Genomic DNA, 14,798 nt, shown 5'->3' with positions numbered 1-14,798 from the left:
CGGGTGCGGGGCGCGTGCAAAGCTCTAAAACTCGTGTTCCTGACGCGAACGCGTGTATTCGGCGTCGGCGCACCTAGCGAACTGCCACCACATCTGACGAGTCGTCGACGCGCAGGCCGCCACGTGCGTGGGTCCCGCGGGATACACCTCCGCCCGGTGGGGCTCCACCCCCACGTCCTTGGAAGGCCCCCGGGCCCGCAAGGGCTGCGCCGGACGAACCAACTAAGACCCCACGACGCGCCCGAACCACACGCATTCGCGCCGATAACCCACGTTCGCGCCGATAACCCCGTCAGGGCAAAAAGAGGCCCCGCGCCATTGGCGCGGGGCCCCGGTCGGACTTTGGGGGCGCGGTCCCTGAAACGCGTCAACCCCAAACGCACCGGCACGTCATCAGAGTCCCTGAACCTCCTCGATGCCGCGAGCGTTCCGACATGCGTAATCATAGGCCGTCCCGCGTGGTTAATCCATCCAGGAAAGCCCAGAATTCTGCGGGAGTCTGGTAACGGATGGGTTGCGGTTGCGCGGGATACCCCCAGATCCGCGAATCAGCGGCGAAGCCGTGAACCCCTCAGGGTGACGCCTGCGAGGACCATTGCCGCCGCCACGACTAGGAGAAGCGGCGCGGCGGCACCGGTGTGTGCCAGCGGTCCGTTAGATCCGCTGGGCGTAGTCGCTGCGGCGGTCGGCGTCGCGCCCGGCGTCGACGGGCCGGTCGACGGGGCCGTCGAGGGCGCAGACGAGGGCGCGGTTGTGGGCTCCGCCGAGGGGCTCGCCGACGGCGAGGGCTCCGGCGTGATGGAGGTGTTGCGGTAGTCCGACAACTGGTTGATGCGCAGCTGCACCGCCGTGGCCGCACCCCCGTCGGCGAACAGGGACACTCCCGTCGCCGTCTCCTCCGGGTAGACCGCATCGGTGATGGTTGTTGCGCCGTCGGCGGCGAACACCTCAACCGACGAGGCGTCCACCAGTACCCGCAGCCGCACCAGGCCATCCGCGTCGGGAGTCACCTCCGCGCGCTCCACGCTCGGGAAGGCCGCCGAGAAATCGGTGGCACCGGAGTTGGTGCGGTCCAGGTAGACCTCGCCCGCCTCGGCGTCATAGCCGACGACGGTGCCCTGCCCGTCGGCGGCATGCACGACGATCCCGCTGTCGGCGGCCGTACCCGGGTCCAGGGCGAGGGAGACATCCAGGGCCGTGCCCGCGGCCGGATCATCAAGGGTGGTGGTGCCCTCGGGGATCTCGGTTCCGTCCAGCACCACCGCGTCACCGGTGTACAGCGACTCGATCCCGGCCACGGGTGCGGCGGTCAGCCGCGGCTCGCCGTTCAGCGTGCGCAGCTCCAGCTGACGGGGCGTGGTCATGGCGGTGCGCCAGGAGGTGGTGGGTACCGCGTTCACGTAGTCCCAGTTGGACATCCAGGCCACCGTGTAGCGCTCGCCGTCGGGTACACCGTTCCAGGTGACGGCCGCGTAGTAGTCGCGCCCGTAGTCCAGGTACGGCATCACTTCCGTCTGGCTGAATCCGGGCGTATCCGACTGGACGATGGTGTCGACCATGAAGTGGCCCCACTCGGAGGTCTGGTTGTTGTCTTCGAGCACCAGCTGGGCCTCCCGTCCCCGCCACTGGCGCAGATCGAGGCTCGCCCAGTCCAGGCCGCCCGACTGCCGGCCGGTCGCGGAGGCGACCACTTCGCCGTCGACCACCACGTTGGCAGAGGTGTTGTTGGGGATGGTGGTGGCCGCGCGGTCCGACAACCGCACCTCGTCGAGGAGGATGTGTCCCCAGCCGGAGGTGTTCTCGTCGACGACGCGCAGCGTGGCGGTGGTCCCGCGCAGGTCGCTAACGTCCCAGCTCTGCCAGTTGAGCTCCTCCAGGTTGCGGCCGGTGGCGGTGCGCACCACCTCGCCGTCGGCCAGCAGCTGGACGACGGTGGCGCCGCCGCCATCCGCCTCCGGGTGGTTGCCGCCGCCGATGAGCAGGTTCAGGTAGTCGGCGTCGATGGTGAACTCCGGCGAGGTGGCCGTGCCGGTGGACGCGTCGGTGCCCTGACCGGTGTCGGCGTCGTAGAAGGAGTTCAGCACGCCGGCACTGCTCATGTTGATCAGGTCCTGCTGCCCGGGTGCGGTACCCGTCAGCGGAGCCTCCCCGAAGGCGTTCCCGGTGACGGTCCAGCCCTCCCAGGTGCCGTCGTCGAAGCCGGCCAGCAGGGTGCCGTCGCCGTCGTCGCCGGTGGCGGCGGCGTCATAGGGGTGGTTGCCGCCGCCGATGAGCAGGTTCAGGTAGTCCTGCTCAATGGTGAAGGGCGCGGAGGTGAGCGAGCCGGTGTCGGCGTCCCCCGTGCCCCAGGAGTCCGCGTAGTAGGAGCCCGCGTGCCCGGTGACGTCCCCGGATGCCGGGGCGTCGCCGAAGGCGGTCCCGGAGGTGGTCCACTCGCCGTAAGTGCCGGACTCCCAGTCCTCCACCACGGTGCCCTCGGCGCCGGCGTAGACGGGGATGTCGTCGGCGGTGAAGGTGGTGCCGTCCCAGTCGCCGGTGAAGTAGCGGCCCCTGCCGGCGACGCTCAGCGACAGCACCCACTTGACGTTGTTCGGGTCGCCGTCCAGCGCCATGGGGAACAGGTCGGGGCACTCCCACACGGCGCTCGTGTCACCCATGGGGCCGAAGGTGGACTGCCGCGTCCAGTCGATCAGGTTGTCGGAGGAGTAGAAGGCCACCTGGTGCTCGGCGGAAAGGGCCACCACCATGGTCCAGTGGCCGGCGGCCTCATCCCGGAAGACCTTGGGGTCGCGGAATTCGGTGGAGCCGATGTCCAGCACCGGGTCGCCGCCCTTGTAGGTGGTCCAGGTGCGGCCCTTATCCGTGGAGTAGGCCAGGGACTGGGACTGGTTGCCGTTGTGGTTGTCGGCGCGCGTCCACACCGCCACCAGGGGCGGGGCGTCGGCGGTGCCCAGGCCGGAGGTGTTGTTGACGTCGTAGACGGCCGAGCCGGAGAACACTCCGTAGTCCTCGGTGTAGGGGATGGCGACGCCGAGCTCCTCCCAGTGCACCAGGTCGGTGGAGACCGCGTGCCCCCAGGACATGTTGCCCCACTCGCTGCCCTCCGGGTTGTACTGGTAGAACATGTGGTACTCGCCGTCCACATACACCAGGCCGTTGGGGTCGTTCATCCAGTTGTTCTGGGGCGAGTAGTGGGCCAGCGGCCGCCAGGGGTCGGTGGCCGTGGCCTCCGCGGGGTCGGCGGCGGCCGGGGCTGCGGATAGGGGCGCGGCCGCGCCGACGGCGGCCAGGGCGAGTGCCGCCGTGACGGCCAGGGGTCGGAGCGGGCGTGGTAATCGCGAAGCGACGTGCATGTGCATCTCCTTCGATGCGATTCAGGGGGTAGGGATCAAGGCGTCCGGGGCTGCGTGTTCCCGGAACGCATGAAGACACTACGGTGAAGAAAACGATTTGACAAGAGTCGTTGTCGGGTCTGCTGTGCCAGGATCGGCCCATGAGTAACCCGGAGCGCACCGACATCGCCTTCCACTCCGCCTACGACCAGGGCTTCGCGCGCGTCGCCGCGGTCACCCTGCCGGTGTCCATGGGCGACCCCGCCGCCAATGCCGCCGCCGTTGTGGAGCAGGCCCGCGCCCTGGCCGCCGACGGCGTGGTACTGGCCGCCTTCCCCGAGCTGACTCTGACCGGCTACTCCGTCGACGACCTGCTCCTGGACGACCTGCTGACCGCCAACGTGCTGGCCGCACTCGAAACCATCCGCGCCGCCAGTGCCGACCTGCTGCCGGCACTCGTCGTCGGCGCCCCCCTGCGCGTGGGCGACCGGCTGCTCAACTGCGCCGTCGTCATCCAGGGCGGGGCGGTGCGCGGCGTCGCCCCCAAGTCGTACCTGCCCACCTACCGCGAGTTCTACGAGTCCCGGCACTTCGCCGCCGGAGTCGGCGACCTGCCCGCCACCGTCCGCCTTCCCGGCGTCGGCCCCGACGCCGACGGCGTGAGCGTGCCGCTCGGGCCGGACCTGCTCTTCGCCGTCGAGGACGTGCCCGGGCTGGTCTTCCACGTGGAGATCTGCGAGGACATGTGGGTGCCGGTCCCGCCGTCCTCCATCGCGGCCCTGGCCGGTGCCACCGTGCTGGTCAACCTCTCCGGCTCCCCGGTCACCGTCGGCCGAGCCGAGCAGCGCCGACTGATGGCCCGCGCCTCCAGCGCCCGCGATCTGGCCGCCTACGTATATGCGGCCGCCGGGCAGGGCGAGTCCTCCACCGACCTGGCCTGGGACGGGCAGACCTTCGTCTACGAGAACGGCACCCTGCTGGGCAAGACCGAGCGCTTCCCCGACTCCCCGCGCGCCACCGTCGTCGACGTCGACCTCGAGGGCCTGCGCGCCGAGCGCCTGCGCCAGGGCACCTTCGACGACAACCGCCGCACCTTCGCCCGCGGCAGCGCCGCCCCCACCAATCCCGACGCCTTCCGCACCGTACGCATCCCGCGGGACGCCCTGTCTGCACCCCGCACCGACATCGGACTGCGCCGGGAGGTGTCCCGCTTCCCCTTCGTCCCCAATGACCCCGACCGCCTCGCCCAGGACTGCTACGAGGCCTACAACATTCAGGTGTCCGCCCTGGAGCAGCGGCTGCGCGCCATCGGCAACCCCAAGCTCATCATCGGCGTCTCCGGTGGCCTGGACTCCACCCACGCGTTGATCGTCGCCGCCCGTGCCATGGACCGCCTCGGTCGCCCGCGCACGGACATCCACGCCATCACCATGCCCGGCTTCGCCACCTCCGCCGCCACCAAGCACAACGCCCTCGCCCTGGCCACCGCGCTCGGCTGCCATGTGGAGGAGCTGGACATCCGGCCCGTCGCCGAGCAGATGCTCACCGCCATGGACCACCCCTACGGGCGCGGTGAGCGCGGCCGCGAGGTCTACGACGTCACCTTCGAAAACGTGCAGGCCGGGCTGCGCACCGACTTCCTGTTCCGCATCGCCGGCGCCCGCGGCGGCATCGTGCTGGGCACCGGCGACCTATCCGAACTGGCCCTGGGCTGGTGCACCTTCGGGGTGGGCGACCAGATGGCCCACTACGGCGTCAACGCGGGCGTACCCAAGACCCTGATTCAGCACCTGATCCGCTGGGTGGTGGCCGAGAAGCTCTTCTCCGAGCAGGCCTGCGAGGTGCTGTTGGCCGTGCTGAACACCGAGATCAGCCCCGAGCTGGTTCCGGCCGACGACGACGAGCCCATCCAGTCCACTCAGGCCCGCATCGGCCCCTACGCGCTGCAGGACTTCACACTGTGGCACGTGTTGCGGCGTGGTGAGCGCCCCTCCCGCATCGCCTTCCTGGCGGAGAAGGCCTGGGCCGACCCGAGCGTGGGTCAGTGGCCGGCCGGCCTGCCCGAGGAGGAGAAGGTCGCCTACACGCTCGCCGACATCCGCAAGTGGGAACTGGTCTTCTTTCGGCGCTTCTTCTCCAGTCAGTTCAAGCGCTCGACGCTGCCTAACGGCCCCAAGGTGGTCGGCGGCGGCACGCTGTCCCCGCGCGGCGACTGGCGCATGCCCTCCGACGCCGACGCCGGGCCGTGGCTCGCCGAAATTGAGCGCAACGTTCCCGAGATCTAAGACCACTCGCGTGCTACTGTGGGCCGCGTCATAGAACGGCGCCGGTTCAAACGATTTGGCATATGCTTCGGCCAATCGGGGCACGGCGTCGCGGCTATGTCCCCACTCACCGATAGTCACCGCCTCCGCGGTGCGTAACTGGCAGGAGCCCGCCGTTGCAGTCATCAGTTGCAGTGATCGTCGCGGCCCACGGTCATTTGGCGGAGGGGTTGCTCAACTCCGCCGCCATGATCGCCGGCCCGCAGGACGACGTCGTCCCCATCAGCTTCGACCCCGGCGAAGGACCGGACGACCTACTGGCCAAATACGCCGACGCCGTCGACTCCTCCGCCTCGGGGCAGTACCTCATCCTCGTCGACCTGCTCGGCGGCAGCCCCTACAACGCCGCCGCCCGCTTCGCCGCCGCCCGCGACGACGCCGACGTCGTCACCGGGGTGAACCTGCCCATGCTCATCGAGGTCCTCGGCCGCCGCATGGCCGGCGGCGACCTGACCGAGCTGGTCGAGGTCGCCAAGACCTCCGGCGCCGGCGGCGTCAAGGTCCTCTCCGAGATCTTCACCCCACCCACCACCACCGATTCCGACGACGACGAAGGAGACGAGCTCTGATGGACATCAAGCTCCTGCGCATCGATTCCCGCCTGGTCCACGGCCAGGTTGCCAACAACTGGGCCGGCGCCCTGGGTGCCGAGGCCATCCTGGCCGTCTCCGACGGCGCCGCCAACGACGAGCTGCGCAAGACGCTCATGCTCCAGACCGGCGGCGGCAAGGTCAAGGTCCACGTGCTGACCGTCGCCAAGGCCGCCCGCGTGTACAAGAACCCCAAGTACGAGAACCTCAAGGCCGTCATCGTCGTCGAGACCCCGGCAGACATCGTGCGGCTGCTCGACCTGGGCATCCAGGCCGATGAGGTCAACGTCGGCGGCATGACCTTCAAGCAGGGCACCAAGGCCCTGTCGCAGGCCGTCTACATCTCCGACGAGGACGTCAAGGCCTTCCAGGAGATCAACTCCCGCGGCATCAGCCAGTACATCCAGCAGGTCCCCTCCTCCGGGCGCGCGGACCTGATGGACTCCCTGAAGTCCAAGGGCTTCATCGACTGACCCCCTCCCCTATCCGTCCCCACCAGGAAGCACTCTCATGCATGACATCGGTGCTGTCCAGATCATCCTCGTGACCCTCGTGGCCTTCCTCGCCGGTTGCGACTCCGTTCTGGACGAACGCATGTTCTATCGACCCATCGTCGCCTGCACCCTGACCGGGCTCGCCCTGGGCGACCCGACCACCGGCATCATGGTCGGTGGCAGCCTCGAGCTTCTCAGCCTCGGCTGGATGAACGTCGGCGCCGCCATGGCCCCCGACGCGGCGCTGGCCTCCACCATCTCCACCGTCATCGCCATCGCCGGCGGACAGGCCCACGAGGAGGCGATCACCGTCGCCGTCCCCCTGGCCGTCGCCGGCCAGGCCCTGACCATCTTCGTACGTACCGTCAACGTGTTCTTCGCCCACCAGGCCGACCGCTTCGCGGAGGACGGCAATATGCGGGGCATTCAGATCATGCACTTCATCGCGCTGTCCCTGCAGGGCCTGCGCGTGGCCATCCCCACCGCCGCCGTCGCGGTGGTCGCCTCGGGTGACGCCGTGGCGCGTGCCCTGGGGATGATCCCCGACGTCGTCACCCAGGGCCTGCAGATCGCCGGCGGATTCATCGTCGTCGTCGGTTACGCCATGGTCATCAACATGATGCGGGCCCGCAAGCTCATGCCCTTCTTCTTCATCGGCTTCATCGTCGCCCAGTCCATGACCACCCTCGACACGGGCATCACCCTGGTCGCCCTGGGCATCATGGGTCTGTGCCTGGCCTTCATCTACGTCCAGCTCAACCCCGACTTCCACGAGTCGGTCCAACTGCCGCGCCCCGCCCCGGTCGCCGCCGGCGGGGGCGGCCTGGATGACGACCTGGACGACGAACTCGATGACGAGCTCGACTGACCGCGGCAAGGAACAGGGAAGGAAACACGACCATGTCCACTGAAATCGACGCCGCTCCCGACACCGAGCGTATGCTCAGCAATCGCGATCTGCGGAGCATGTACTGGCGCTCCACGTTCCTGCTGGGCTCCTTCAACTTCGAGCGCATGCAGGCCATGGGCTTCTGCATCACCCTCATGCCGGCGATTCGGAAGTTCTACCCGTCCAACAAGACCGAGCAGGCGGCCGCTCTCAAGCGCCACCTGGAGTTCTACAACACCCACCCCTGGATCTCCTCGGTGGTCTTCGGCGTCACCGCCGCCATGGAGGAGCAGCGCGCCAAGGGTGAGGATATCGGCGACGACACCATCACCAACGTCAAGGTCGGCCTCATGGGTCCGCTGGCCGGCGTCGGCGACCCCATCTTCTGGGGGACCGTGCGCCCGGTGCTCGGCGCGCTGGGTGCCTCCCTGGCGCTGACCGGCTCCTGGCTCGGGCCGATCGTCTACTTCCTCGGCATCAACATCATTCGCATCCTGGTGCGCTGGTACGGCCTGAAGTGGGGTTACGAGCGCGGTACCGCTATGGTCAGCGAGGTCGGCGGCGGCCAGCTCAAGCGCATTACCCAGATCGCCGCCATCACCGGTCTGTTCGTCATGGGCGCCCTGGTGGCCAAATGGACGACGATCAACTTCCCCGGGGTGATCTCCTCGGTGGAGGCGGACGACGGCACCGTCACCGTGACCACCCTGCAGAACATCCTCGATCAGCTGCTACCCGGCGTGGCCGCGCTGGGGCTGACCTTCGTGTGCATGTGGCTGCTGAATAAGAAGATCAATGCCCTGTGGATCATTCTGGGCATGTTCGTCATCGGCATCCTCGGCGCCTGGACCGGCTGGCTCGGCCTATAGCCCCACCCACCGAGGTCGGTCGATATAACCACCGAGTTCGGTAGTTGTTACCGTCGAGGTCGGTCGAAGTTGCGAGGCTTCGACCGACCTCGACGCCCGTTCCGACCGAATTCCGCCCGCATCACGGGTGTGCTCCCGGCGCCCAGTCAGTAATCTGTAACTCAGCACATAACTCGGCCTGGCAGGAGAAGTACGTGCGTCAACTCATCGCCACCGACCTGGACGGCACGGTCCTGTTCGACCGGCGCGTCTCGGACGCGGACCTAGCCGCCATGCAGCGGTGGCGGGACGCCGGAAACCTGCTCGTCGTCGACACCGGCAAGTCCGTCTTCGCCACGCGCAACACCCTTACGGCCGCCGGCATGAGTTTCGACTACGCCGTGACCTTCACCGGCGCCGTCCTGATCGACGGCGACTACCGGGTCCTCTCCGCCCGCTACCTGCCCGACGGCGTCGCGCACGAGATCGCCAGCTTCCTGCAGGGCATCGACGGGCTCACCGTCTTCGCCACCACCATGGAGGCGGACCACATCCTGTCCGACACCTACCACGAGACCTCCCCAATCCTGGAGATCTTCCTGCCCATGACCCTGGAGGAGATGCCCTGCCACCGCTTCATCGGGGTGCCCATGCGGGTGCGCGACGACGACGTGCGCGAGCGCATCGCCACCGACCTCACCGCCCGCTGGCCGGACCAGATCGAGGTGGTGCGCAACCAGGAGTTCCTCGACGTCATTCCCGCCGGGGCCACCAAGGGCGCCGGATTGAGTGACCTGGTGGACGTGCTCACCGGCACCGACGGTCCCCTGCCGGGGGAGCGGATCGAGACCTGGAGCGTGGGCGACTCCTGGAACGACATCCCCATGCACGTCGTCGCCGACCACGCCATCTGCCTGCCCTGGTCCCCGCCCGACGTCGTCGCCGCCTGCGAGCGGTCGGTGGGATCCATGGCCGAACTGATCGACGGGCTACTTGAGGAGGCAGAACGATGAGCAGCATCGGCGGGCGGGTGCGCGACTGGTTCAATGGCGGCGACCCGGACGGGCGCGCCAAGCTCCGCGCCTGGGCCCGCGGCCACGACGGACGCTCCGAGGGGTACACCTACGGCATGATGGGGCCCGCCGTCGGGCTGTCCGTCCTGGCGGCCCTGCTGTATGCGCCCACGAAGGGCTACGGCAGCATCGTGGCCCTGGTGCTGGCGATCTTCCTGCTGCTGGGGCGGCAGATGATTGAGCGGCAGGTCGCACGGGATGCCGCGGACCTGCACGAGGCCGAGCGGCAGTATGTGCGCACCCGCAATTCCGAGTACCTGGACTTCACCGAGCTGCGCGCCGGCGGCCTGCTGGAGGACAACAAGATGCTCACCCGCGAAACCCGCGACTGGCTGACCGGGCGCGTCGAGTGGGCGCAGGGCGAGAAGGAGAAGCTTGCTCGGCGTGCGGAGCGGGCCGAACGTCGGCGCGCCAAGGGCGGCCGCGGCCGGTCGGGCAACGGCGGGCGCAACTCCGGGAGCAAGCGATGAGTGACTCCGGCCGCTATGTACGCGGCGTCCTGTGGGACATGGACGGCACGCTCATCAACTCCCAACCCTTTTGGGATGAGTCCTTCCGCCGTCGCTGCGAGGCCGCCGGCGGCACCGTCACCGCAGCACAGGTCACCGCCCTGGAAGGCGCCTCCATCCGCCGCACCCACGAACTCATCGCCGCCACCGGGGCGGCCCCCGGCCCCGACGCCCCGGCGGCCGAGGCGATCTTCACCGGCATGGCCGCCGACGTCGAGGCCGCCGTCAAGGCCAACCCGCCGCTGGTGCCGGGGGCGCGGGAGATCACCCAGACCCTGCTGGAGGTAGGGCTGGCGCAGGTGATCGTCACCCAGTCCCCGCGCCCGATCGTCGAGGCGGTTGCGCACGCGCTCGGCGACGTCTTCGCCGGCCTGATAACCGGCGACGACGGCCTGCCGGGCAAGCCCGATCGGGCCCCCTACGCCGCCGGAATGCGCCTGCTGGGACTGAGCGAGGACCAGTGCGTCGTCGTCGAGGACTCCGCCACCGGTGCGGCCTCCGCCCGCTCCAACGACCTGCGGGTGATCCAGATCGGCGGGCGCAAGCACTTCCCGGCGGACCCGGGGCTCGTCGTCGTCCCGGACTTGAAGGCCGTCACGCCGCACCTGCTGCTGTGGGCCGAGCCCTGAGCGTGGGCCGCCGCGCCTCGGACCGGCCGCGGGGTCACTCGCCGGAGAAGCGGTAAACGTTCGTCTCGCGCAGCTTGAAACCGGCCCGGCGGTACAGGCGGTTGGCCGCCTCCCGGGAGGGTCGCGAGGTGAGGTCGACGGTGCGGGCGCCGAGCGACTGGGCGTACTCGACGGCGGCCTCGACCAGGGCCTGGCCGGCACCGTGGCCGCGGGCGTCGCCGTCGACGACGACGTCCTCCACCCAGGCGCGCAGGCCGGTGGGGATGGTGAAGGTCGCCAGCGTCAGCATGCCCAGGATGGGGGTGGTGCCGTCGGCGAGCGGCGCGTCGGGGCGGAAGGCGAACAGGTACACGCCGGGCTGGGCGACCAGGGCCTCGCACTGCGCGGCGGTCAGAGCCGGGGCGCTGCGGGAGAGCTGGGGGATGAGGCGCTCCATCGCCTCGACGAGCTCGGGGGTGGACTGGGTGATGACGTCGACGCTCACGGGTACTCCTTACGGTCATGGGAGGGACTGCCGAGCAAGAGCGTAACCGTTCGGCCGGCCTTCGGGAGGCGGGGCCGCGGCGTGGGCCGGAATTACTCGGCGGCAGCGGTCGGGTCCATGATGACGCCCTCGATCAGCACGAGGCCGGTCATCTGGTCGAAGATGCGGACCACGAACGGGTGGTCGACGGTGAAGCTGACTGCCTCGTCCGGGGTGGTGTTTACAGCACTGTCGGCAATTTCCATTTCCGTAAGTGCCCCGGCCATGGTGCCCTCCTCCTTGACCATGAGGCGGACCTGCTGGACCGCCTGGTCAACCTCCAGGTTCTCGCCGATGTGCTCCAGGGAGTCCAACTCGATGCCCTGTGCCTTCAGGAAGGCGAGCAGGTCCACGGGGCCGGGCGCTAGGTCGAAGGTGGGCAGGGCCAGCCGGACCTCATGCAGCTGTTCATACGGGTGTTCATACGCGTAGGCGTCCAGCGCCGCCGAGGCAGAGGCCCAGGTGCACGTGGGCAGGTCCGCTGGGGCAGTGCCGGCGTCGGGCAGGATCACGTCCATGACGTTGCGGCCGCTGCCCTCGGCGTACTGCAGACGCACGGCCCGCCAGCCCTCGCCCTGCACGTAGGGGAGGAAGAACCTGTCATGCATGAGCCGGGCGGTGACGACCGCGCCGTCGGAAAGGGTGAACGCCTCGTCGGCGGTGTCATTCGCATTGAAGGGCCATGCCCACTGGGCGGCGAACAACAGGGCGTTTTGCAGCACCAGCCGCGTGTCCTCGGTGATCTCAATGCCGGAGGACTTGATCAGCCCGCCAGTGTGGAGCTTCGCCCACGCGTCAAGGGCCGCCTTGGCATTGCTCCGGGCGGTGTGCTCGGTGGTGGCGGCATACCACTCGCGGGCGGCATCCAGGTAGGACTGCTCCACTGCCGGGTCATCGCCGACCAGCAGCACCCGGTTGGCGATGTGCAGCAACGGAGTCTCCGGGATTGCTTTGGGGTTGAAGTTCTTCAGCTGTGCCTCAGTGGGCTCGTAGATCAGCAGGCTGTTCTGCAGCGCCGACCAGGTCAGGTCGCGGGTAGTGCCCGAATCGGCGTCGGCGGCCTCGACGGCCGATACGCCGAGCAGCTCCTCCACGCCGTCGGCGGGAGCGTCTGAGCCCGCGTACAGCAGGGCTATGGTCAGGGCCGTCCCGACCGGGCAGGTCAAGGCGTTAGCCCCGGGCTCCTCGCCCAGGCGGAAGCGCAGCAGGGATTCGCTCAGGGCGGCACAGGCCGTCGCGGCATCCGGCGCGCCGGGAGCCTCCTCCAACGGGATCTCGCGGTGGACGGCGTCGGTGTCGTAGGCCTGTGCCCGCGCGGAGCCTCCGAATACTCCGCACCCGCCGAGGGCCACCAGTGCGGCGATGGCGGGCGGGAGCGCCAGCGCCCGGCGGCGGGACAGGCCGCGAGTCCCGCGGCCGGGCGCAGGGGCTGAGGGGGTGGTCGATGCGGAGGGAAAGGGGTCGGGTGCAGCGTCGTTGCTCGCCATGTCACGAGGCTACGTGACGTGGTGGCACCGATCCATGCGCAGTCGCGCCCAGACCTGCCATATCAACCGACCTCGGCACGTAACGTCTACCGACCTCGGCGGAGGTCTACGAGGACCTCGGCGTGGTCGGTGTGGGGGAACATGTCGAACAGGCGGGCCCGCCGCGGCCGCAGCGAGGGCATCCGCGCCAGGTCCTTCGCCAGGCTCGTGGGGTTGCAGGAGGAGTACAGCACCCGCTCCACCCCCGCGGCCTCGATGCGCTCGGCCAGTTCCGCGCCGATGCCGCGCCGCGGCGGGTTGACCACCAGCAGGTCCGGCACCGCCCCGGCGCCCGGGTCGAGCACGGAGGCGTCGCCCGCCTCGAACCTGACCCGATCGTCGGGCAGCTTCATGAGCCGGGCGGCGGCCCGGGCGCCGTCGATCGCCGCCGCCGACACCTCCACTCCCAGCACGCGCCGATCCGGTCCGGCCAGGGCCAGGGCGAAGCCACCGACGCCGCAGAACAGGTCCCACACCTGCCGCGGGGCGGTGGGCGCCGCAGCGGGAACCGTGAGCGCATCATCCGCCCACCGCCGCGCCGTGGCGTAAAGCGCCTGCGCGATGCCGGTGTTGGTTTGGAAGAAGGAACGCGTGGGTAGGTACAACGGCAGCTCCGTCGGGCCCGCACCCGCCGCGTCCTCCTCCGCCACGCCCCACGCCGGCAGGTGCAGCCGCATGAGCAGACGGTCGTCATCGGTGAGCACGATCTCCTCGGGCCCCTCGATGATCGCCTGGTGTACCGGTTGAATGTTGGCGCTGAGCACCGCCAGCGTCGGCAGCGCCCGCCGCAGGCCGGGCAGGGCGGCGCGCAGGTCGTCGACGTGTCGGCGGCTGCGCAACACGAAGCGCACCATCAGGTCCCCGTCCGGGGAGGCCGTTACCAGCAGGTGCTTGAGCTCGCCACGCCGCGCGGACACGTCGTAGGGCGTCAGCCCGAGCGCCGTGACCGTGCGTGCGAGTACCGGTAGCGCCGCCTCGATCTCGGGCACGTGTAGGGGGCAGGTGCGCAGATCGACACCGTGCCCGCCAGGCCCGAGAATGCCCAGCAGCGGCTTGGCCGCCGTCCCCGAGACCACCATCTTGGCCTTGTTGCGAAAGCGCTTCGGCGCGCTCGCCGCCGGCCGCTCCCACACCGCGGCCGGGACGGGGTTCGCGCCGTCGGCCAGCAGTGCGACGATCCGGGCCTGCTTGCGGGCCAGCTGCACGGGCAGCGGCGTCGACATGTGCGGGCAGGAGCGACAGGTGCCGTCCTCGTGCAGCGCGCACAGCGGCGTCGACCCGGCCCGGGCGGCCGAGGTAGTGCTGCTGGACGTGCGTGCGGGAGCCACGGAGCGCATTGTCCAGCCGGATCCCGCCGCCGCGTCAAGGCGGCCGGTGCTCCGGCGACGCGCGGGGCAACAAACGGATACGCGGGTCACGAGTAGATATACGGCAGACTGTGGGGCATGACCGATCAACCCGACAGTGATACCCCTGCGCGACGCACGCCCCGCCACTCGGCCGGCACCGTCGCATTCACCGAGGCCGACGCCGCCGCCTACCGCGCGCAGATCGCCCAGTGGACGCCCCGCACCGGCATCGGCACCGACGTGCACGCCTTCGCCGCCACCGACTCCGACGCCCCGCTGCGGTTGGCCTGCCTGGACTGGCCCGATGAGGTCGGGCTGGAGGGGCACTCCGACGGCGACGTCGTCGCCCACGCCTGCTGCGACGCCCTACTGTCCGCCGCCGGCCTGGGGGACCTGGGCAGTAACTTCGGCACGGATGCGCCGGAGTGGGAGAACGCCGCCGGTGCCGCGCTACTGGCCGAGGCCGCGGGGCGGGTGCGCGCGGCCGGCTTCGAAATCGGTAACGTCGCCGTGCAACTGGTCGGCGCACGCCCGCGGGTGGCCGGGCGCATGCAGGAGGCCACAACCGCCTTGAGTGACGCCGTCGGCGCCCCGGTCGCTTTCTCGGCCACGACCACCGACCACCTTGGCTTCCTCGGGCGTGAGGAGGGTTTGGCGGCCATCGCCTCCGCCCTGGTCTGGCCGGTGCCGCAGGTGTAGCCGGACTTGCCGC

At 69.7% G+C, this 14,798-nt stretch carries 13 protein-coding genes; 9 read left to right on the top strand and 4 right to left on the bottom strand.

Features of this window, described 5'->3' with window-relative positions; genetic code table 11:
* Positions 1–548: 548 nt before the first annotated feature.
* Complete coding sequence (locus tag BN1056_RS03325; protein ID WP_210579042.1) at positions 549–3,353, bottom strand: GH32 C-terminal domain-containing protein; 2,805 nt, start codon at positions 3,351–3,353, stop codon at positions 549–551.
* Positions 3,354–3,493: 140 nt separating this feature from the next.
* Between BN1056_RS03325 and BN1056_RS03320 the strand changes: the two genes are divergently transcribed.
* The 8 genes from BN1056_RS03320 to BN1056_RS03285 all read left to right on the top strand — a co-directional run bounded on the left by BN1056_RS03320 (position 3,494) and on the right by BN1056_RS03285 (position 10,688).
* Positions 3,494–5,617: an NAD(+) synthase gene (locus tag BN1056_RS03320; RefSeq protein ID WP_210579040.1), complete on the top strand. Its 2,124-nt coding sequence runs from the start codon at positions 3,494–3,496 to the stop codon at positions 5,615–5,617.
* A gap of 155 nt (positions 5,618–5,772) precedes the next feature.
* Entirely contained in the window at positions 5,773–6,225 is a 453-nt protein-coding gene (locus tag BN1056_RS03315) for a PTS sugar transporter subunit IIA (protein ID WP_210579038.1), read from the top strand.
* Complete coding sequence (locus tag BN1056_RS03310; RefSeq protein WP_210579036.1) at positions 6,225–6,719, top strand: PTS sugar transporter subunit IIB; 495 nt, start codon at positions 6,225–6,227, stop codon at positions 6,717–6,719. Before BN1056_RS03315 ends, BN1056_RS03310 begins: the two co-directional genes overlap by 1 nt.
* A 37-nt stretch (positions 6,720–6,756) precedes the next feature.
* The gene (locus BN1056_RS03305) at positions 6,757–7,608 is read left to right on the top strand and encodes a PTS mannose/fructose/sorbose transporter subunit IIC (RefSeq protein ID WP_210579034.1); all 852 of its coding nucleotides are present in this window, start codon (positions 6,757–6,759) and stop codon (positions 7,606–7,608) included.
* 32 nt (positions 7,609–7,640) lie between these two features.
* The gene (locus BN1056_RS03300) at positions 7,641–8,498 is read left to right on the top strand and encodes a PTS system mannose/fructose/sorbose family transporter subunit IID (protein ID WP_210579033.1); all 858 of its coding nucleotides are present in this window, start codon (positions 7,641–7,643) and stop codon (positions 8,496–8,498) included.
* A 194-nt stretch (positions 8,499–8,692) separates the two neighbouring features.
* Complete coding sequence (locus BN1056_RS03295; RefSeq protein ID WP_210579031.1) at positions 8,693–9,490, top strand: HAD hydrolase family protein; 798 nt, start codon at positions 8,693–8,695, stop codon at positions 9,488–9,490.
* Positions 9,487–10,020 carry a hypothetical protein gene (locus BN1056_RS03290; protein WP_210579030.1) on the top strand — a complete coding sequence of 178 codons (534 nt, stop codon included), beginning with the start codon at positions 9,487–9,489 and terminating at the stop codon, positions 10,018–10,020. The genes BN1056_RS03295 and BN1056_RS03290 overlap by 4 nt, the downstream gene beginning before the upstream one ends.
* A complete protein-coding gene (locus tag BN1056_RS03285) occupies positions 10,017–10,688 on the top strand; it encodes an HAD family hydrolase (RefSeq protein WP_210579029.1) in 672 nt (223 codons plus the stop codon). The genes BN1056_RS03290 and BN1056_RS03285 overlap by 4 nt, the downstream gene beginning before the upstream one ends.
* 34 nt (positions 10,689–10,722) lie before the next feature.
* On the opposite strand, the gene BN1056_RS03280 is transcribed toward BN1056_RS03285, so the two are convergent.
* The 3 genes from BN1056_RS03280 to BN1056_RS03270 all read right to left on the bottom strand — a co-directional run bounded on the left by BN1056_RS03280 (position 10,723) and on the right by BN1056_RS03270 (position 13,960).
* On the bottom strand, positions 10,723–11,124 hold the full coding sequence (locus BN1056_RS03280; protein ID WP_395994451.1) for a GNAT family N-acetyltransferase: 402 nt from the start codon (positions 11,122–11,124) through the stop codon (positions 10,723–10,725).
* A 140-nt stretch (positions 11,125–11,264) separates the two neighbouring features.
* On the bottom strand, positions 11,265–12,698 hold the full coding sequence (locus BN1056_RS03275) for a serpin family protein (protein ID WP_210579028.1): 1,434 nt from the start codon (positions 12,696–12,698) through the stop codon (positions 11,265–11,267).
* Positions 12,699–12,784: 86 nt separating this feature from the next.
* The gene (locus BN1056_RS03270; protein WP_244671482.1) at positions 12,785–13,960 is read right to left on the bottom strand and encodes a methyltransferase domain-containing protein; all 1,176 of its coding nucleotides are present in this window, start codon (positions 13,958–13,960) and stop codon (positions 12,785–12,787) included.
* Between the two features lie 222 nt (positions 13,961–14,182).
* On the opposite strand from BN1056_RS03270, the gene ispF reads away from it, so the two are divergent.
* Positions 14,183–14,785, top strand: coding sequence for a 2-C-methyl-D-erythritol 2,4-cyclodiphosphate synthase (ispF, locus tag BN1056_RS03265; protein WP_210579025.1), 603 nt, complete (start codon positions 14,183–14,185; stop codon positions 14,783–14,785).
* Positions 14,786–14,798 lie beyond the last annotated feature (13 nt).

The organism is Actinomyces succiniciruminis, assembly GCF_900002405.1.
Classification (GTDB): Bacteria; Actinomycetota; Actinomycetes; order Actinomycetales; family Actinomycetaceae; genus Actinomyces; species Actinomyces succiniciruminis.
Note: the sequence above shows the minus strand (reverse complement) of the source record. Positions and strands in the feature narration are given on the sequence as shown.